Source organism: Litoreibacter sp. JB4-2 (assembly GCF_055693445.1).
In genome coordinates, this window is the sequence record NZ_CM146334.1 from 3,739,562 (window position 1) to 3,757,463 (window position 17,902).

Annotated in this window: 20 protein-coding genes; 10 read left to right on the plus strand and 10 right to left on the minus strand. The window is 55.9% G+C overall.

Annotation, left to right across the window (positions count from 1 at the left end; genetic code table 11):
* Positions 1-28: 28 nt before the first annotated feature.
* The 6 genes from ACZ1G7_RS18725 to ACZ1G7_RS18750 all read right to left on the minus strand — a co-directional run bounded on the left by ACZ1G7_RS18725 (position 29) and on the right by ACZ1G7_RS18750 (position 5,105).
* Entirely contained in the window at positions 29-508 is a 480-nt protein-coding gene (locus tag ACZ1G7_RS18725; RefSeq protein ID WP_472660891.1) for a redoxin family protein, read from the minus strand.
* A 21-nt stretch (positions 509-529) separates the two neighbouring features.
* The gene (locus tag ACZ1G7_RS18730) at positions 530-862 is read right to left on the minus strand and encodes a carboxymuconolactone decarboxylase family protein (protein ID WP_472660892.1); all 333 of its coding nucleotides are present in this window, start codon (positions 860-862) and stop codon (positions 530-532) included.
* A gap of 69 nt (positions 863-931) precedes the next feature.
* On the minus strand, positions 932-2,032 hold the full coding sequence (locus ACZ1G7_RS18735; RefSeq protein ID WP_472660893.1) for an acetoin dehydrogenase dihydrolipoyllysine-residue acetyltransferase subunit: 1,101 nt from the start codon (positions 2,030-2,032) through the stop codon (positions 932-934).
* A gap of 2 nt (positions 2,033-2,034) precedes the next feature.
* Complete coding sequence (locus ACZ1G7_RS18740; protein ID WP_472660894.1) at positions 2,035-3,045, minus strand: alpha-ketoacid dehydrogenase subunit beta; 1,011 nt, start codon at positions 3,043-3,045, stop codon at positions 2,035-2,037.
* A gap of 30 nt (positions 3,046-3,075) precedes the next feature.
* Positions 3,076-4,056, minus strand: a complete 981-nt coding sequence (locus ACZ1G7_RS18745; protein WP_472660895.1) for a thiamine pyrophosphate-dependent dehydrogenase E1 component subunit alpha — start codon at positions 4,054-4,056, stop codon at positions 3,076-3,078.
* Between the two features lie 35 nt (positions 4,057-4,091).
* The gene (locus ACZ1G7_RS18750) at positions 4,092-5,105 is read right to left on the minus strand and encodes an ATP-NAD kinase family protein (protein WP_472660896.1); all 1,014 of its coding nucleotides are present in this window, start codon (positions 5,103-5,105) and stop codon (positions 4,092-4,094) included.
* 88 nt (positions 5,106-5,193) lie between these two features.
* Here ACZ1G7_RS18750 and ACZ1G7_RS18755 point away from each other — a divergent pair, with 88 nt between their 5' ends.
* Entirely contained in the window at positions 5,194-6,138 is a 945-nt protein-coding gene (locus tag ACZ1G7_RS18755; protein ID WP_472660897.1) for an RNA polymerase factor sigma-54, read from the plus strand.
* Positions 6,120-6,482 (plus strand): RNA polymerase factor sigma-54, encoded by a 363-nt coding sequence (locus ACZ1G7_RS18760; RefSeq protein WP_472660898.1) that lies wholly within the window; start codon positions 6,120-6,122, stop codon positions 6,480-6,482. Before ACZ1G7_RS18755 ends, ACZ1G7_RS18760 begins: the two co-directional genes overlap by 19 nt.
* Here the strand turns inward: ACZ1G7_RS18760 and ACZ1G7_RS18765 are convergent.
* The 4 genes from ACZ1G7_RS18765 to ACZ1G7_RS18780 all read right to left on the minus strand — a co-directional run bounded on the left by ACZ1G7_RS18765 (position 6,479) and on the right by ACZ1G7_RS18780 (position 9,937).
* Complete coding sequence (locus tag ACZ1G7_RS18765) at positions 6,479-6,964, minus strand: TOBE domain-containing protein (protein ID WP_472660899.1); 486 nt, start codon at positions 6,962-6,964, stop codon at positions 6,479-6,481. The two genes, ACZ1G7_RS18760 and ACZ1G7_RS18765, sit on opposite strands and share 4 nt — an antisense overlap.
* Entirely contained in the window at positions 6,961-7,386 is a 426-nt protein-coding gene (locus ACZ1G7_RS18770; protein WP_472663763.1) for an ABC transporter ATP-binding protein, read from the minus strand. Before ACZ1G7_RS18770 ends, ACZ1G7_RS18765 begins: the two co-directional genes overlap by 4 nt.
* A 165-nt stretch (positions 7,387-7,551) precedes the next feature.
* On the minus strand, positions 7,552-9,180 hold the full coding sequence (locus tag ACZ1G7_RS18775) for a hypothetical protein (protein ID WP_472660900.1): 1,629 nt from the start codon (positions 9,178-9,180) through the stop codon (positions 7,552-7,554).
* 4 nt (positions 9,181-9,184) lie between these two features.
* On the minus strand, positions 9,185-9,937 hold the full coding sequence (locus tag ACZ1G7_RS18780) for an ABC transporter ATP-binding protein (protein ID WP_472660901.1): 753 nt from the start codon (positions 9,935-9,937) through the stop codon (positions 9,185-9,187).
* Positions 9,938-10,383: 446 nt separating this feature from the next.
* Between ACZ1G7_RS18780 and ACZ1G7_RS18785 the strand changes: the two genes are divergently transcribed.
* The 8 genes from ACZ1G7_RS18785 (at position 10,384) to kce (ending at position 17,899) form a co-directional block, all read left to right on the plus strand.
* Positions 10,384-10,896 carry an SRPBCC family protein gene (locus tag ACZ1G7_RS18785; RefSeq protein WP_472660902.1) on the plus strand — a complete coding sequence of 171 codons (513 nt, stop codon included), beginning with the start codon at positions 10,384-10,386 and terminating at the stop codon, positions 10,894-10,896.
* Positions 10,897-10,925: 29 nt separating this feature from the next.
* On the plus strand, positions 10,926-11,279 hold the full coding sequence (locus ACZ1G7_RS18790; RefSeq protein ID WP_472660903.1) for a YciI family protein: 354 nt from the start codon (positions 10,926-10,928) through the stop codon (positions 11,277-11,279).
* A complete protein-coding gene (locus tag ACZ1G7_RS18795) occupies positions 11,276-12,505 on the plus strand; it encodes an RNA polymerase sigma factor (protein WP_472660904.1) in 1,230 nt (409 codons plus the stop codon). The genes ACZ1G7_RS18790 and ACZ1G7_RS18795 overlap by 4 nt, the downstream gene beginning before the upstream one ends.
* An 85-nt stretch (positions 12,506-12,590) precedes the next feature.
* On the plus strand, positions 12,591-13,091 hold the full coding sequence (locus ACZ1G7_RS18800) for an SRPBCC family protein (protein WP_472660905.1): 501 nt from the start codon (positions 12,591-12,593) through the stop codon (positions 13,089-13,091).
* 431 nt (positions 13,092-13,522) lie between these two features.
* Entirely contained in the window at positions 13,523-14,644 is a 1,122-nt protein-coding gene (locus ACZ1G7_RS18805; protein WP_472660906.1) for an aromatic ring-hydroxylating oxygenase subunit alpha, read from the plus strand.
* 23 nt (positions 14,645-14,667) lie between these two features.
* Positions 14,668-16,176: a choline-sulfatase gene (gene betC / locus ACZ1G7_RS18810; RefSeq protein WP_472663764.1), complete on the plus strand. Its 1,509-nt coding sequence runs from the start codon at positions 14,668-14,670 to the stop codon at positions 16,174-16,176.
* The gene (locus tag ACZ1G7_RS18815) at positions 16,173-16,967 is read left to right on the plus strand and encodes an SDR family NAD(P)-dependent oxidoreductase (RefSeq protein WP_472660907.1); all 795 of its coding nucleotides are present in this window, start codon (positions 16,173-16,175) and stop codon (positions 16,965-16,967) included. Before betC ends, ACZ1G7_RS18815 begins: the two co-directional genes overlap by 4 nt.
* Entirely contained in the window at positions 16,967-17,899 is a 933-nt protein-coding gene (gene kce, locus ACZ1G7_RS18820) for a 3,5-dioxohexanoate:acetyl-CoA acetone transferase (protein ID WP_472660908.1), read from the plus strand. The genes ACZ1G7_RS18815 and kce overlap by 1 nt, the downstream gene beginning before the upstream one ends.
* Positions 17,900-17,902 lie beyond the last annotated feature (3 nt).

A 17,902-nucleotide genomic window follows, 5' to 3' on the forward strand; every position in this document is an offset into this window, starting at 1 on the left:
CAGGCTTGGCACAATTCCCTTGAACGGCTTAAAGCCCTTTCAGAACCTCTTCGGCACTGGACACCGTGACGGCACCCGGATCCGGTTCCTGCGCAAAGCTTTTGACGGTGCCACCCTCAACGACCGCCGCATAGCGATGCGCGCGGCGTCCCAGACCCAGCTCTGTCAGATCCAAAACGAGGTCGGTCGCCTCCGCGAATTTCTGGCTGCCATCGGCCATAAATGTGATGCTATCCGGCGCGCCGTAGCTGTCTGCCCATGCCTTGACGGCGAAAAAATCGTTGGCGGCAAGGATGACAATTTCGTCGACACCCTTTGCCTTCAAGGCATCGGCATGCGCCAGATATCCGGGCACATGGGTGTCCGAACAGGCGGGTGTGAACGCACCCGGGACGGAGACCAGAACCATCGTTTTTCCGGCCCCGTAGGCAGCAAGGTCAATTTGTTTGATGTCTTCATCCGCAAATTGTTGGACAGGGACGCTGGGTAGTTTTGATCCGATTTTCATCCGTTCACCTTTTTGACTTGGTTAGAGGTTGTCATAAGCCTCAAGCGCTTTGGCGGCGTAGACCACGCCGGGTCCGCCGGCCATTTCGACGGCGACGGCCAGAACCTCGACCATGGTTTCGCGGTCAGCGCCGTGTTTCTTGGCGGCGTCGACATGAAACAGGATGCAATCCTCGCAGCCTTCGGCCACGGAAATTGCAACCGCGATGGTTTCTTTCATCGCCCTGGACACTTTGCCCTCCCGCGACGCTGTTTCGCTGAGGGATTTGAAGGCCATCATCGTGCCTTGCTCGGCCTTGAACAGCCCCATGATGCGCCCGTTGGCCGCGGTCAGTTTTTGCGTATGCGTCGCCATAAAATCTCCTTCGCGTTAAGGAATTTCACACACCCGGCCGGGAGTGAGCCGGGTGTGTCCCCGAGTTGCCTAGATCACAGATTTGATGAGATCGTTGACCCGGGCTGCGTCTTCCATCTGCACCATATGTCCGGTGGCGGGCACGATATGAACATCGGCCCTAGAAAGCGCATTGGCATGCGCCACCGGTATGATGGCATCACCGTCGCCCCAGATGACCTGCACTTTCCCGCCAAAACCGCCAAGTTGATCGGCGAGCATGACGCCCTGTTTGCCTGATGGGAACATGCTGGTCTTCAGCGCTTCAAGAAACGCGCCAACACCGTCGAGCCGTTTGAACTTCATCAGATCATCGACAAGGGCCCGGCTTACGAGGCCTTCATCCGCAAAAAGGCTCTTGAGATGCGGCTTGAGCTCTTTCCGGCTGGCGGAAGAAACGAACCCGTCGAGATACGCGGTATTCACATCAGAGCCCAACCCGGCAGAGGCGACCAACGTCAAAGACCCAACCCTATCCGGGTGTTTCGCCGCGACAAGGCCCGCGACAAGGCCACCCATAGAGTGCCCCACGAGGTGGGCTTTGCCGATGGAGATATCATCCAACAGCGCAACAACCGTATCCACCAGTATATCGGCAGTTGGGTCAGCCACAGCTTTGACCGATTGCCCGTGACCGGGCAAATCCAGCGCGATAACCGGCGCGTTTTCGGCAATGGCGTCAATGTTGAACAGCCAATTGTCCAGATCGCCGCCAAACCCGTGGATCAGCAGGACAGGATCTCCGTCACCCGCACGGCGGGTGTAGCGGATACGTCCAACAGGCAATTCTGCAAACTCGTAACTTGGGCCGGTGTCTTCCTCTTCCTCGACCTCCGGCATTTCGAACGCATCGATATAGGCGTCAACATCGGCATCCGACACGCTGGCCGGGGCCAAAACCCCCAACAGCGCTTTGACTGGGTAAATTTCGCCCGCATCGCCGACGCGTCGCCGTAGGAGGCCGCCATCGGCGGCCTCCACAGCATTTGAAATCTTGTCCGTTTCCACGTCCATGATCTCGTCACCTTGAGAGATCTCTGTGCCTTCCTCGACATGCCAGGCGGCAAGTGTGCCCTCCTTCATGGCAAGACCCCATTTGGGCATCAGAATCGGGATGATCTCATCACTCATGATCAGTTCGCCCGCATCGATTTGCGCACCGCATCAGCGATTTTTTCGGGCGTCGGGATGTAGAGATCCTCAAGCGACGGTGCAAAGGGGACCGGTGCATGCGGTGCTGTGACCATTTCGATTGGCGCTTTGAGTGCCTTAAAGGCATTTTGTGCTACGGATGCCGAGACATCGGATGCAATCGAACAGCGCGGATGCGCTTCGTCGACGCAGATCAGACGGCCTGTTTCCTCGACGCTTTCGATCACTGTGTCCATGTCGATCGGCGACAATGTGCGCAGGTCAATCACTTCAACGTCAACACCTTCCTTCTTCAGCGCCTCTGCGGCCTCCAGCGATTTGCCGACCATCATACCGTAGGTCACGATGGTTGCATCGCCGCCCTCACGAGCCACATTCGCCTCGCCGAATGGGATCGCGTAGGGCTCTTCCGGGACATCAGCCTCGGTTGCATAGAGCGCTTTGTGCTCCAGAAAGACCACCGGGTCATTGTCCCGGATCGACTGGATCAAAAGGCCCTTCGTGTCATAAGCATTCGATGGGCAAACAACCTTGAGTCCCGGAATATGAGTGACGACGGGTGTCAGCATCTGGCTATGATGCGCCGCAGCCCGGAAGCCCGCACCGCACATCGCCCGGATGACAACAGGCGTCTCAGCCTTGCCGCCAAACATATATCGAAACTTCGCCGCTTGGTTGTAGATCTGATCGTAGCAGACACCTAGAAAGTCGACAAACATCAGCTCCGCTATCGGGCGCAACCCACAGGTCGCGGCGCCAATGGCGGCCCCGACATAGGCGCTTTCTGACAGCGGCGTGTCCATCATTTGGTTAGGGTGCTTATGGTAGAGACCTTTGGAAACACCCAAAACTCCGCCCCAGGCGTCTTCTTCGCCGGCAGTGCCCGCGCCGCCAACAATGTCTTCGCCCATCATAATCACCGTGGGGTCGCGGGTCATTTCCTGATCCACAGCCTCGTTGATCGCGTCTTTCATACTTAACATGCGTGCCATGTCATAAATCTCCCTTAAATTTCAGTTGTATCAGTACGACACGTACACATCGGTCAGCAGTGCTTCAGGCGCTGGAACTGGCGAAGACAATGCAAACTGGACGGATTCTTCGATGTCTGCGAGCGCCTGCTTGTCGATGGCGTCAAGCTCTGCGTCGGTGATGATCCCCGCACCGGTCACTTTGGCGCGGAAGATCTTCAGGCAGTCCTGATTGGCACGCGCGTCCTCGACCTCGCCTTCTGGGCGGTAAGTCTGCGCATCGCCTTCAAAGTGCCCAAAGAAGCGGACAGTCTTGAATTCGATCAGCGACGGGCCGCCGCCTTCGCGGGCACGTTTGACCACTTCGCCCATGGCCTCGTAGACGGCGAAGAAATCGGTACCATCCACTGTGATGCCCGGCATGCCGAAGCCTGCGGCACGGTCGACATAGCTGTCTGACTTGGTCGCGTAATCAACTGAGGTCGATTCCGCATAGCCGTTGTTTTCAACCACGAAAATCACAGGCAGGTTCCAGACCCCGGCGAGGTTCATCGTCTCAAGAACGGTCCCCTCATTCGACGCACCGTCGCCAAAGGCCGTAATGCCGATGCCGTCATGACCCAGCTTTTGCGCCGCCAATGCAGCACCACAGGCCAAGGCGGATCCCGCACCAAGAATACCGTTTGCGCCCATCATGCCCTTGGACATATCCGCGATATGCATAGAACCGCCTTTACCAGCGCAACACCCTGTGGCTTTGCCGTAGATCTCGGCCATCATTTCCTTCACATCGACGCCAATCGCGATGCAGTGGCCATGGGCCCGGTGGTGGGTGGCGATATAGTCGCCCTTCTTCATGTTCATCATCATGCCGGCGGCCGAAGCTTCCTGACCGGCGGACAAGTGTACGAAGCCAGGGATTTCGCCCCGCCCAAAGTCCACATGCAGGCGTTCTTCGAACTCCCGAATGGTCTTCATCTGTCGATAGGCGTCTAATAGGCCATCTTTATCCAATGGGAATGGATTGCTCATGTTGTTTCCTCCCTTTTGAGCTTTCGGAACATCGTCTAAATCTTCGTGACCAGCAGCCCGTGTTCGGCGGCATAGGCCATGCAGTTTGGTACGTTCACGGTCTTGAACGCGTCCGACACCAGCGTGATGCTGACGTCATCTCCTTCGGTGAAGGTCATCTCCCGCTCACCATCAAGCGCGAGGGACCCCCCGGTGATGCTTGGCAAATAGGCCTTGCCCGGCACCAAAGCTTCGACGTCTTTGAAGCCCACCCGTTCCAGCAGACCCGGCGCAATTGGCGCCATCAAATGGCTGCTGGCCTCATCCATATCGACCAGCCGGACGCGGCGGCCTTCGGTGTCTTGCCGACCCACAGGTGCAAGCAGGCCAATAATGGATGACATGCCGATGCCGTGCGGCTCGCCGAAGGTCACAAACAGGTCGCGGAAGCTATCGGTTTTCCAGATCGCGCGCGCGCCAATAAAGCGGTCCGACACGACAGCCACATCCACCAGTGCAACTTCCTTCTTGTCGTTCACGACGACATCGAGCCGCTTGTTGCCAATAAAGGCTTCTTCGGGCGGTACCTTCCCGGTCACGGCCAGCCCGACGGCCAGCCCGGTGATCGTGGGTTCACGCAATTCCGGGAATGCGTTGTTCGTCCCAGTGGAAACCCCGCTAATAGGCGTGTCCCCGCAGCGTGAGATCACCATGCGATTGGTGCCATCACCGCCCAGAACAAGTATCGCGCCGACGCCCATTTTATTCATAATCTCAGCGGCGCGCGCACTGTCGATGGCCGTGCCCGTCACGGGCATGTCCAAGTATTCCACATTTGGGAATCGCTGATGGCCCTGCTTGGTTTCACGGTCGATTGTGCGCATCAAGGCGGTGCGGATGCCGCCATTCTCTGGCATGATCACGACGTCTTCGACGCCAGCCGTCATCATCCCAGTCATAAGCCGTAAAACAATGTTAGCCCGGTCATTGATCGGCAAGTTGCCCGCATGTGAGATAATCCGACGAATGTCTCTGGCGGAAACTGGATTTGCTACAATTCCAACTTTCACAGTGATGTCGCTCCTTTAGAACGCAGGAAGCAACACTTGTGCCATTTGGAGGTCTTGGGTAGTTTTGTAGCGGAAAAAGGGGGAGGCGATGCGCCAGATCCAGGCACCTAAGATGACGCAGGAGCTCAGCCTGACGCTGGGCATGCGCCTGTCGCTGCAGGTCTTGTCGCTGGGTCAGCAGGATGCTGTCGCGTGGGTCGCCAAAGAAGCGCGACGTAACCCTTACCTCAAGGTCCTGCCTCCGCTCAAAGCTGCGGGCAGCAGTAACGAAATGCCCGCTGACCGGCCCGACATACATGACCCGCGGCAGGAGATTGACGCCAAGATCGGCCTCATTCGGTTCGAACAACCCGGCGACACTGAAATCGCGCGCGAGCTGGTTCATAGCCTGAACGACTATGGGTTGTTGGCGGACACACCAAAAGAACTCTCTGACCTTCTGGGGGTGCATGAGGTCCGACTGTGCCGGGTGGTGGCGCAATTGCAGGTGGCGATTGAGCCGGTCGGGCTTTTTGCCTGGTCGCTTAAGGATTGCTTTCGCCTGCAGCTTGAGGATGCCAACAGATTTGACCCGATCATCGCAAAACTTCTGGACCGCCTTGATCTGGTGGCAAGCCAGTCGGTCGACGATATCAGCACCGAGTTGGAGGTCGACCGGGAAGACGCGGTCGACATGCTTGCCGACATTCGTGACCTCTGCGCCGCGCCTATGGCCGTCGAGCAGGAAACGCTCAGCCTGCCGGTGGAGCCTGATCTGCTGTTGGCCGAAGATGATGACGGGACCATCGAAGCCAGCCTGAACGAAGCCGCCGTGCCCCAATTGCTGCTGGATGACGGCCTGTTTTCAACCAAAGAAAAGGTCGTGCTGGATGATGAGGCCAAGGCCTATTACCGCGACTGCTATCAGACCGCAGGCCGGGTGGTGGCGGCGTTTCAGAAACGCGCAAATACGCTGCTTACGATTGGGGGGCTTTCGCCACGATGCAGGACAAGTTCATTCGCACCGGACATCCTATGCATAAGCGCCCCTTGACCATGGCGATGCTGGCGGCGGAGGTTGGCGTGCACAAAAGCACCATCAGCAGGGCCCTGCGGGAGTGTCGCATCAAAACAGCGCGCGGCGTCATCACAGCCAATGATCTGTTGGCCCGCGATATTAGCAGCGCCTGTGGGGAACGCACGCAGGAACAGGCGATCCGGCGATTGAAGACCCTGATCACGGCGGAGGATGGCCGCGCCCCGCAGTCGGATGAACAATTGGCGGCGCAGATGGCCAGCCTCGATTTTCACCTGTCACGTCGTACTGTTGCGAAATATCGCGGGATTGCTGGTATCCCCAACGCGCATAAGCGGCGCAAGCGCCCGGGGCGCAATTAACGGATCCGCGCCTCTTCAGGACCAAAGACCAGCACATCCTGTGGGTCAAAGTGGATTTCCACCTCAACCCCCACGTGATCGCGAATGGCCCCGCTGGCGGAGACTTCGATCTCTTCACCATCAAGGTCAAAGAAATATTGCAGCGACGACCCCAGATCAAAATGCCGGCTTTCCTTGCCCTTCAGCGTTTGATGATGCGGTTCTTTGTCAAAGAAGATGTGCTCAGGGCGCAGGCCGATCATGACGTCGCCCTGTGCCTCCACCGGAATTGTCACCTGCTGTCCATCCGACGTGGTCGCCTTATGCCCTTGCGCCTTTGCGGGCAGAAAGTTCATCGGTGGGGAGCCGATGAAGCCCGCGACAAAGATGTTGTTGGGGTCGCGATAAAGTTCAAGCGGTGTTCCCACCTGTTCGATACCGCCTTGGTTCACAACTGCGATCCGGTCGCCCATGGTCATCGCTTCGACCTGATCATGGGTCACGTAAAGGCGCGGGCGATGGACACACGCTGTCGCATGCCGCCAGATAATTGAATGGGCTTGCGGTGGATCGCGTCCCCCGTCAGGCCGACCTTTTCCAGAAAAGCCGTGGAATGGTCGATAACCTTTTGCTTGCTCCAATCGGGAAAGCGCGCGGCGACACCGAAGGTCACGTTTTTCAAGGCTGTCAGCCATGGCAACAGGGAGTAATTCTGAAACACCACTCCGCGGTCTAGGCTCGGACCCGAAACCTCGTAGCCGTCCATTTTGACCACTCCGCTGGTGGGGTCCGAAAGACCCGCAAGGATGTTCATGATCGTGGACTTGCCGCAGCCAGAATGGCCCAGGATGCAGACAAATTCGCCCTTTTCGATGCCGAAGTTGGCATTCTCGAAAACGGTGAACTCACCGCCCTGAGCGGGTATGGTGAAATGGAATCATAAGGGCCTTCCAAGCAAGTCGCGTGAACTTCACTGAGCTGCATGGGGTCGCTAACTACTTCATTTCATTTACTAATGAGCTGCAGGAGAGTTCATCAAGTATAATGTAGCGTCACGCCGTTTCCGACAAAAAAAGACAAAATGCCGAAGCTAGTCGATGGTTTCTGCGACCGCGAAGCGCTGGAAAGCATATTGCAGTGCGACCAGTGTCAGAAGTCCAATCAATGTCAGTATGAGCCAGCTGATAATTCCAGGCAGAACGAATGAGGTTCCCATCTTTTTGAATGCGATTAGCCCCATGGCAACTGATGCCGTCAAAGCAGCGAAAACGTAAATCGTTTTTGCGATAAACTCGACGATTGAGCGACCAAGAAACTCGAAGTCTGCCCGTCCCATAGCAACTAGCTTTGTAGGGAACAGAAGGTGTACAGTGTTTTCGATGGCATAGATAAGAAAAGTCAGGGGCAATGCAAAAGCTGTAACTACCAAGGCAACTTGCATCGTTACCCTTTCCTCGAAGACAAGTGCGCTCACTATAATTGTCAAGGCAATGATATAGCCTAGAAGTGTCTGAACTACGAGTTGGGCAGCGCAAATGCGCCAGGGAGCGATAGGCAGTGTCTTGTAGATTTCCATCCGGCTCAGGTCACCGCGAAAATCGCAGACAATATTGCGAGGTAGGATGAAGGCGATGAAGATATAGATAATCATCATAGTCTGTGGTTGTGTGATCGGCGCGTCGAATGCCGAAGAAATCGGCGCGATAGAGGCGGCGAGACCGATAAATATTGCGATAAGTTTGAACGAGTTCCGCGATGCATTGAGGGCCTGACGCCAGGCGATGGGACCCAAGCCGCCTAAAATTGGTGCGCGACGGATCGAGCGCACCTCGGTCCGCTGTGTGGCCCAAAAAGATCCTCCTTGTTTGATGCGCTCCCATCGGTTGCTGAGCCGGGCGTTTTCCGCGAGCGAGCGGTCGGTTGTGCGTGCATCAAGGACGATGACAGCGTGCAACAGCGCCGCATTGATGATAAGCGCAACCAGCGCCCAAAGGGCTTGCTGTGAAAATGATGGCGCTACGTAGAGTTCGGCAAATACGATGTAGGGGAGCAAGATTATGGTCCCGATCCATGAGTGCCGGAACTCGGACAAAAGGTCGAAAAGGCCGCGATCGGGCGTCATCCATGCGTAAAGCGCGGTTGCTGCACCTATTGCGCACAGCAAAACCGTTGCGGGCCATCGTATCTTTGCAAGCTTACTTCCGTCGAGCACATGCCCGGTCATTCCGATAACAGCGCTGTTCAACTGAACAAACACGAGCGTCAGAAACGTGGCGATAAAGACTAACAGAGCCGATCCGGTTTGCGGCGGTGCAATGAGCGTGATGAACACGCTCGTCAAGGTGACCCCGGCAGCATAAGCGCCAAACTTATAGAGGATCAGATCCCGTCGGCGGAATGGTCCGGTAAAGAGAAAATTGATTTCATTCGGCGAGAAATGAAACGTGGGACCTGTTGTCATCAATACGGTGAGGAGTGACAGTCCGAGCATGCTGAGCGGCATATAAGTTATGATCTGCTCTCTTAGTGCTTGTTGGTCCAGAGCAGCGGCACCTAAAAAGCTCGTGTCTGGGGAGCCGTTTGACGCGATCAAAAACCAAATGATCACCCCGAAAGCGAGAGAGAAAAGCAGACCACGCACGCTTGCTAACTGGAGCAAACGCTGGCGCAGACCGCCACGCAGTCGCAACACAAGAAGTTGGCAAAGTGCGGCATCCATTTTTTTAGGCCGCCGCCGACTCTGAGGTCTGATCCGACCCTTGTGTGATTGAGAAATAAACTTCTTCAAGGGCTGAGGTGCTGTCTGTATGGCCGACTTCGCTCAGCAGGTCTTCCATAGTGCCAAATCGGCGGCACTCGCCAAGGTTGAGCACCATGATATGTGTGCACAAATTCTCGAATAAGCTCAAAAGATGCGAGCTAATGATAATGGAAGCGCCAGCCCGCGCACGGTCGCGGATCGCTTGTTGAATTCCTCGGATACCTTGGGGGTCTAGTCCTGTCAGGGGTTCATCGAAGAGGATCACTTTTGGATCATGCAAAAAGGCACAGGCGATTGCCACCTTCTGCCGCATACCCCGCGACAGGTTGTGGACGAGCGTATTGCGTTTGTGCGTGAGTTCGAATGACGCGAGGAGCTCTTCGGCATCTTTTTCGAAGTGTGAGAGTTTGTGAGCCGCCGCGGTGAACGCCAGGTGTTCCCAAACTGTCATCGTGTCAAAGAGCCGTGGATCGTCAGGGATATAGCCGAGGTTCTTTTTGGCCGCGATTGGCGCTTGGACAACGTCATGGCCCGCGACCAAAAGGCTCCCGGAGGTGGGCGGGATAATTCCGCACAGTGTACGCAAGGTGGTCGTCTTGCCCGCCCCATTTGGCCCGAGCAATCCGAGGATTTGACCTGGCTCGACCGAAAAACTGAGGTCCTTCACCGCCGAGAAGTCTTTGTATTGCTTGCTGAAATTCGTAACTTTAATCATATGCTCATAGCTCAGAATTTTCCGGTATGCCGACAGCTTCGCGAACTGGCTTGCTCTGCATCGCCGCCACAGTGGCGATGTCTCGCACCGATTCATGTCAAATCTAAGTTCAAATTCCGTGCTTCAGGCGATTATTGTGTCCGCAATAGAACAAATCAGCGGAAGTAACATGTTGGTGGCTTTTTTGCGTTGGTTGAATGGAAACTCGAAGGACTGCCCATAGAGCAAGCGAAGCTGCGATCCATGTCGGGAAATGAGCGCCGGCAGCGAATGTCCGCGATGCGCGTTGCTTCCGCAGCTTCTCAGCGAGGAAGTTAATGTCCTTCATTGGCCGATCAAAAAATCTCAAACTTTTTTCTGCTCGGTGTCGATTGGCGGGTTTCTCGTCCGTCGTGTGGGTGAAGAGGCATAGAGCCCTTCTCCAACACAGACGAGAGGACAGACTTATGAAAATCAAGAAAATCGCCACTTACTCAGCTTGCGGCGTCGTCGCTCTTGCCGTGGCCGCCTTGGCGTTACCACGCCACGTTAGCATCGAACGCACCGCCGTAATCGATGCGGCCCCGGCAGCTGTTATTGAACTGGCCGCGTCCAATACTGGCTATCAAACCTTTAACCCCTACAAGGACCTCGATCCGAACCTTCGGGTTGAATTGTTTGGTCCGACCTCAGGCGTCGGCTCCGGCTTTTCCTTTGAAAGCAAAGACGGCGCGGGCCAGCAGACAGTGGCGTCTGTCACAGCCGATCAGGTCGTCTTTGACCTTGATCTCGGCCCATTGGGCCAGCCGACGCAGGCGATCTCGACCGTGGTAGTTGATGGCGCGACGCAGGTGACCTGGAGCATGGACATGGACCTTGGAATGAACCCGGTCTTCCGCGTGATGGGTCTGTTCATGGACGGTATGATCGGTCCGAACTTTGAGCTTGGCCTTGCCAACATCGCCGACGTTGCGGCTTAATCCTCACAACCAACAAGGGAACTAAAACAATGCGTTATACATTTCTTCTTTATTCCGACCCTGCAATGGCCGCCAACATGACCGAAGAGGACTGGGCAAAGTCCAAGGAAATTTACGGCCAATATATCGGCGCCTTGCAAGAAGCTGGCGTGTTCATTGATACCGATTGGCTGCACCCGGCGGACACAGCGACAACCGTGACACTGGCTGGTGGCGAAAAACGGGTGCAGGATGGCCCCTTTGCCGAGACAAAGGAAACGCTTGGCGGTTTCTTTGCCATTGATGTCGAGAACCTGGATGAAGCGATGAAATGGGCCGAGAAATGCCCGCATGTTCACTATGGCAAGCTGGAAATCCGCGCCTCTGCCATGGGCAGCGTGTGAGCAAAACCGACGCACAGGCGCGGGCGGAAGATGTCGCCCGCGCCGTCTACGGCAAACTGATTGCGATGCTGGCCTGCAAGACCGGTGACATCATTGCTGCCGAAGACGCGCTCGCTGACGCCTTTGTGGCTGCCCTGAAAACCTGGCCGGAGCGCGGCATTCCCGACAAACCCGAGGCCTGGCTTTTGACCGTGGCCAAGAACAGACGCATCGACCAGGCGCGCCGTGATGCCCGTTTGGTCATCACAGATGAGGCAAATGATATGGCCGACGCACACGCAATAGAACCCGAAGAGGCGCAACTGGATGACCGGCTCAAGCTGCTTTTTGTCTGCGCTCATCCGGCCCTTGACGAAGGCATCCGCACGCCGCTGATGTTGCAGACCGTTCTGGGGTTGGAGGCAGAGCAGATCGCTAAGGCTTTTCTGGTCAAGCCGGCAACGATGGCACAGCGGCTTGTCCGCGCAAAGAAGAAGATCAAAACCGCCGGTATTCCGTTTGTCGTGCCGGAACCCGAAGCTTACCCCGACCGTATGGTGGCCGTCCTTGAAGCTGTGTACGGGGCCTATTCCGTCGATTGGCTAGAGGGCGATGGCGATATCAGCCACGAAGCCTTCTTTTTGTCGAATATACTGGCCGAACTGGCGCCCGAGGACGCCGAGACGCTTGGCCTGACGGCTTTGATTGGCTTCATTGAAGCGCGACGGGATGCACGGACTAGCGATGGCGTCTTGGTTCCTGTGCCAGAGCAGGAAACCAGCCTGTGGGACAGCCGACTCATCGAACGATCGGTGAGTGTGTTGACCCAAGCCTCGCTAAAACGCGCGCCGAAAAGCATTCCCGGTCGGTTCCAGCTGGAGGCTGCTATTCAAGCTGTGCACGCGGCCAGATCTGTTACGGGCAAAACTGATTGGCGCGCGTTGTCGCAACTCTACGCCGGACTGATGCAGGCCTACCCATCGATCGGCGGGGCCGTGAGCCGTGCGGCTGTCGTGGCCGAAGATGCGGGACCGGCCGAAGGGCTGAAGATGCTGGATGTCATCCAATACGACGGATTGCAGGACTACCAACCATACCATGCTATACGCGCGCACTGCCTAGCCAAGCTTGGACGGACCGCAGACGCGGCGGAGGCCTACGCAAAAGCGCGTGCGCTTTGCACAGATCGCCCATCTGAATTGTGGCTTGAGAATAAAATCGAAGATTTACGAAAAAAAATGTCATGAGGTGTCGATTAGCGGCGTTGGTCTTCGTCGTGTGGGCAGAAGGGAAGAAAAACACTTCCAGCCAACAGAGAAAAGGAACAGACCAATGACCATTGTTTACACAATCACAACCATTATCGCCGCCATCGCCCTGATCGCTCTGATGCTGCCCCGCAAAGTCATCGTCACCCGCCAAGCAGATGTTGCCATGCGCCCCGAGGACGTCATCGCGCGCGTGGCCTCGACCTCCGGCTTCCAGACCTTCAACCCCTACTGCACCACAGACCCAGATCTGAAAGTCACGCCTTTTGGTCCGGCCGAAGGCGTTGGCTCAGGGTTCAGCTTTGAAGGTAAAGAAGGCAAAGGCACACAGACCGTCACCGATGTCACCGCCACGCGCGTCACACACCTGATCGACCTCGGCGCGATGGGCAAACCGGTTCAAACCATTGAAGCTAAGTCAGATGGTGCCGGATCCCACGTCACATGGACCGTGACCTCTGACATGGGCTACAACCCCGTCTTCCGCATCTTCGGCCTGTTTATGGACCGTATGCTCGGCAAGACCTATGAACTGGGCCTCAATAACATCGCAGCTCTGGCTTGAAAATCAGGCCTATGTCATCGCGAAGGCGGGCCTCGTGTCCGCCTTTTTTTTGCTGCGTGACAATCAGTTCATTGTTTCTAACAATATTATGCGCGTGCAGCGAAAGTCCGTTCTGACGGGCGGCACCGCAGCATCCGGACAGTTGGCTGAATGTCGGGTCTGGGCCGCCCTTGCCTAGGTTGTGCTAATGATCCAGCGGACATGCTGCCGTCGATCTAATGGCGGCACAGAGCCCAAAGTTCCAGATGCTGCAGCGTGCGCGAACGACCGCTTTTCATTAGCGATCGGAGTCTTGTTCTACGCGGGTGAGAATGACCTCTGGGTTGGTTGCCGTGGGGATGCTTGCGTCTAAAAAGATTAAGCCAGTGACCAATTTTGTATATCGTAGAGCGGCACTTGAAATAACCTGTCATGACCGTGGGAGGGACAACATGACAGATTCAGAATCAATTTCTCTTGGATATGATCAAGATCCATCGCGCTCCAGTTCTTTACGGGCAGAAGCCTACACCGAAGACAAATGGTTTGACGCTGACCTTCGTTCAGTCCTGTCAAAAACTTGGCAATGGGTGTGTCATGTCGAAAAAACACGTGAACCAGGTTCTTTCGTCACCGTTGAAATAGCGGGCCAGCCTATCGCAGTGGTACGAGATAAAGAAGGCACGCTTCGCGCCTTCTATAATGTTTGTAAACACCGGGCCCATGAATTGCTCTCCGGTGAAGGCAATACGTCGCGGATCATGTGCCCGTACCATGCATGGGTCTACAAACTTGATGGGCAACTGGCCCGCGCACCTCATACAGAAAACCTTGACGACTTTAGCATTGACGAAATCTGTCTCGATGCGGTGCAGGTCGAAGAGTTTTGTGGATTTGTATTCGTCAATCTAGACCCCAAAGCTGCGTCATTGTCTGAGCAGTCCGGGAATTTGGAAACCGAAGTGCGCCATTGGGCACCGGATGTTGATCAACTGACTTTCGGGCACCGTTTGACCTACGACATCAAGTCCAATTGGAAGAACGTCGTCGATAACTTCCTTGAATGCTACCATTGCCCGACGGCGCACAAGGACTTCTGCGATCTGGTGGATATGGATACCTACAAGGTTACGACCTACGGCATCTATTCCAGCCACATGGCCGATGCAGGCAATAGCCCGAATGCCGCCTATGATGTCTCGAACGCGACCGTTAAGACGCATGCCGTTTGGTGGCTTTATCCGACAACGTGCCTGATGCGCTATCCCGGACGGTCAAGCATGATTGTGTTGAACATCATTCCCGTAGGCCCCGATCGAACCCTAGAAACCTATGACTTCTTCCTTGAAACACCAGAGCCAGACGCGATGGAGCTGGACGCCATTCGCTATCTGGACGAGGTGCTGCAGGTCGAGGACATAGGTTTGGTCGAAAGCGTGCAGCGCGGGATGAGCACACCTGCTTTCACGCAAGGCCGGATCGTCAATGACCCGGATGGATCAGGAAAATCCGAACATGCCGTGCATCACTTCCACGGTCTTGTGCTGGAAGCCTATGCCAAAGGTGCTGCGTGACGCGTCCGAATATCCTTGTGATCATGGCGGATCAATTGGCTCCGCACTTCACAGGGGCATACGGACATAAAGTCGCAAAAACTCCGCATCTTGATGCGTTAGCAGCGCGCGGGATGCGCTTTGATGCCGCCTATTGCAACTCACCCCTGTGTGCGCCTTCGCGGTTTGCATTTATGTCGGGACAACACATCAGCCGGATCGCGGCGTATGACAACGCATCAGAATTCAAAGCTTCCGTGCCGACGTTTGCGCATTATCTCAAATCACTCGGCTACCGAACCTGCCTCTCGGGCAAGATGCACTTTGTCGGCCCTGATCAGATGCATGGGTTTGAAGATAGGGTGACAACAGACATCTACCCCTCGGATTTTGCGTGGACACCTGATTGGGAAGCGCCGGATGAGCGGATCGATAAATGGTATCACAACATGCAAACCGTCAAAGAGAGCGGTTTGGCCCATGCAACGTTCCAGATTGATTATGATGACGAGGTCGGCTTTGCAGCCAAGCGTTGGCTCTTTGATGCGGCCCGAGACAAGGCGCTTGGACAGGATGCGCCCTTTGCGATGGTCGCGAGCTTTATCCACCCGCATGACCCTTATGTAGCGCGACCTGAATGGTGGAACCTGTACACGGACGATGACGTCGATATGCCGGCATTTGTACCGGCTCTGGAAGATCAGGACCCTTTTTCATGCCGCTTAATGGATGGGATCGAAGCCTCTTACGTCCCGCTTAGTGAGGCAGAAATTCGCCGTGCCCGCCGCGCGTATCTGGCGAATGTAAGCTATTTTGACAGCAAGATTGGTGAGCTGGTCCAAACGCTCGCAGAAACTGGCGAGCTGGACAATACAATCGTGATTGTCACAGCAGATCACGGCGACATGCTGGGCGAGCGTGGGTTGTGGTACAAGATGAACTTCTTTGAACACTCGGCCCGTGTGCCACTGGTGATGGCAGGGCCCGGTGTTGCCATCGGCACTGCACAGAACGCGGTATCCTTGGTGGACCTTTTGCCAACCTTTATCGAGATTGGGGGCGGCGACATGGGCATGATCGGGGAGACAATAGATGGCCGCAGTCTGATGCCTTTGGCGCGCGGTGAGGCCGATCCCGTTGACGAAGCGATTGGTGAATATTGCGCTGAAATGACCGGCTATCCGGTCATCATGATCAGGCGGGGTCCATTAAAATACATCCACTGCGATAGTGATCCGCCGCAGCTCTATGATCTAAGCGTTGATCCAATGGAGACGACCAACTGCGTCGCTGACCCAGCCTATGAAAAGGCGGCGCGCGCCTTTGCCCAAGACGTCGCCGCGCGTTGGGACGGTGAAGCCTTGCGCAAGCAGATCATTGCAACCCAAAAATCCCGCCGTGCGCTGCATGCGGCGATGGAGGCAGGTGCAAGCGAGCCTTGGGACTACAACCCGCCGTCGGACGCAAGCCAGCAATATGTACGCAACAACATGGATTGGACGGTTGCGGCAAACCGCTATCGCTATCCGCCAATGAAGGATCAAAACCAATGACACTTGACGGAAAAGTCGCCCTTGTTACAGGCGCGAGAGGCGGGATTGGCCGTGCCATTGTCGCGCGTTTTCTGAAAGAGGGTGCAACCGTTTATGCCGCCGATCTTACGCCCCACGGATCGCTCGCCGCGCATGACGACGATGGCAGCCATTTCGTCAAGCTGGACGTGACTCAAGAAGCAGACGCGATTGCGGCGATGGATCATGTCCGCGCCGCACATGGGAAGCTTGATATCCTTGTAAACGCGGCCGGTATTGAGATTGAGAAGACGGTCGAAGAAACCACGCTTGCGGAATGGAACCAAAGCTTTGCGGTGAACTCTACGGGCACGTTCCTGACCTCCAAATACGCCCTTCCCCTTATGCGAGAAGCTGCGAAGTCGGGTAGTAGTTCAAGCTTGATCAACTTTGGCTCCTACGACGGCTTTATCGCAGATCCGGGCCTTGCCGCCTATTGCGCAACCAAGGGGGCCGTTCATGCCCTGACCCGCGCCATGGCTTGCGATCACGGTCCAGAAGGCATCCGCGTGAACGCGATCTGCCCCGGCTACATCGACACCCCGATGTTGCAAAGCTTCTTTGAAGGCGATGGATCTGGTGGCGGCGGCGGTAACATTGAAACACTGCAAAAGGCGGTCCGCGATGTGCATCCAATGCGGACTTATGGCACGCCAACAGACATCGCAAACCTGGTCAATTGGTTGGCAAGCGATGAAGCGCGCTATGCATCAGGCCAACTCTGGGTGCTTGACGGCGGGCTGTCTGCACAAGTGCAACAGATGAAGCTCTGATGCCCAAATCCGTCATCATCACCTGTGCGCCGACGGGCGGCATTCATACACCATCCATGTCACCCTACCTGCCGATCACACCGTCTGAAATTGCAACAGCCAGCATCGAGGCGGCAGAGGCAGGCGCATCCATCATCCACCTGCACGCGCGGCACCCCGAAACGGGAAAACCCGACCCCCGACCAGAGCTGTTCAAACAGTTTTTGCCGGTGATCAAACAAGCCACGGATGCGGTCATGAACGTGTCAACCGGTGGCGGTTTGGGCATGTCGATGGACGAAAGACTGCTGGCGGCAACGTCAACCAGCCCCGAGATGGCCTCGCTGAATATGGGCTCATTGAACTTTGGTATCTTCCCAATGCTGCAGAAATACACCGAGTTTCAGCATGATTGGGAACGTCCTTTTCTGGAGATGACCGAAGACTTCATCTTTCCCAATACGTTCAAAACAATCCGCTATGCGATTGAAAAACTGGGGGGCGATCATGGGACGAAGTTTGAGTTTGAATGCTATGATCTTGGCCATCTCTACAACGTTAAATGGTTCATTGATCAGGGGCTGATCAAGCCGCCGTTCTTCATCCAGATGGTTTTTGGGATACTAGGCGGGGTTGGCGCCGACCCTGATCACCTGACCCACATGCACAATACCGCAGACAAACTGTTTGGTGCGGAAAACTACGAATGGTCTGTCCTTGCAGCTGGCCGCCACCAGATGCCCTTTGCGACGCAAAGTGCGATGCGCGGTGGCAATCTGCGGGTGGGTCTCGAAGACAGCCTGTTCATCGGTAAAGGTGAGCTGGCCAAATCAAATGCGGAACAAGTGACCCGCATTCGCACAATTATCGAAAACCTCGGCCTCACAGTGGCCACACCGTCAGAAGCACGGGCGCGGCTTGCCCTTAAGGGCGGCGATCAGGTTGGGTTCTAGGGA

Excerpts from the sequence above, each read along its gene's own strand:
- ACZ1G7_RS18725 (WP_472660891.1), bottom strand. The coding sequence starts at position 508 with ATGAAAATCGGATCAAAACTACCCAGCGTCCCTGTCCAACAATTTGCG.
- ACZ1G7_RS18785 (WP_472660902.1), top strand. The coding sequence starts at position 10,384 with ATGAAAATCAAGAAAATCGCCACTTACTCAGCTTGCGGCGTCGTCGCT.
- ACZ1G7_RS18755 (WP_472660897.1), top strand. The coding sequence starts at position 5,194 with ATGCGCCAGATCCAGGCACCTAAGATGACGCAGGAGCTCAGCCTGACG.
- ACZ1G7_RS18800 (WP_472660905.1), top strand. The coding sequence starts at position 12,591 with ATGACCATTGTTTACACAATCACAACCATTATCGCCGCCATCGCCCTG.
- ACZ1G7_RS18735 (WP_472660893.1), bottom strand. The coding sequence starts at position 2,032 with ATGAGTGATGAGATCATCCCGATTCTGATGCCCAAATGGGGTCTTGCC.
- ACZ1G7_RS18740 (WP_472660894.1), bottom strand. The coding sequence starts at position 3,045 with ATGGCACGCATGTTAAGTATGAAAGACGCGATCAACGAGGCTGTGGAT.
- betC (WP_472663764.1), top strand. The coding sequence starts at position 14,668 with ATGGCGGATCAATTGGCTCCGCACTTCACAGGGGCATACGGACATAAA.
- ACZ1G7_RS18805 (WP_472660906.1), top strand. The coding sequence starts at position 13,523 with ATGACAGATTCAGAATCAATTTCTCTTGGATATGATCAAGATCCATCG.
- ACZ1G7_RS18815 (WP_472660907.1), top strand. The coding sequence starts at position 16,173 with ATGACACTTGACGGAAAAGTCGCCCTTGTTACAGGCGCGAGAGGCGGG.
- kce (WP_472660908.1), top strand. The coding sequence starts at position 16,967 with ATGCCCAAATCCGTCATCATCACCTGTGCGCCGACGGGCGGCATTCAT.
- ACZ1G7_RS18745 (WP_472660895.1), bottom strand. The coding sequence starts at position 4,056 with ATGAGCAATCCATTCCCATTGGATAAAGATGGCCTATTAGACGCCTAT.
- ACZ1G7_RS18760 (WP_472660898.1), top strand. The coding sequence starts at position 6,120 with ATGCATAAGCGCCCCTTGACCATGGCGATGCTGGCGGCGGAGGTTGGC.
- ACZ1G7_RS18790 (WP_472660903.1), top strand. The coding sequence starts at position 10,926 with ATGCGTTATACATTTCTTCTTTATTCCGACCCTGCAATGGCCGCCAAC.
- ACZ1G7_RS18780 (WP_472660901.1), bottom strand. The coding sequence starts at position 9,937 with ATGATTAAAGTTACGAATTTCAGCAAGCAATACAAAGACTTCTCGGCG.
- ACZ1G7_RS18730 (WP_472660892.1), bottom strand. The coding sequence starts at position 862 with ATGGCGACGCATACGCAAAAACTGACCGCGGCCAACGGGCGCATCATG.
- ACZ1G7_RS18775 (WP_472660900.1), bottom strand. The coding sequence starts at position 9,180 with ATGGATGCCGCACTTTGCCAACTTCTTGTGTTGCGACTGCGTGGCGGT.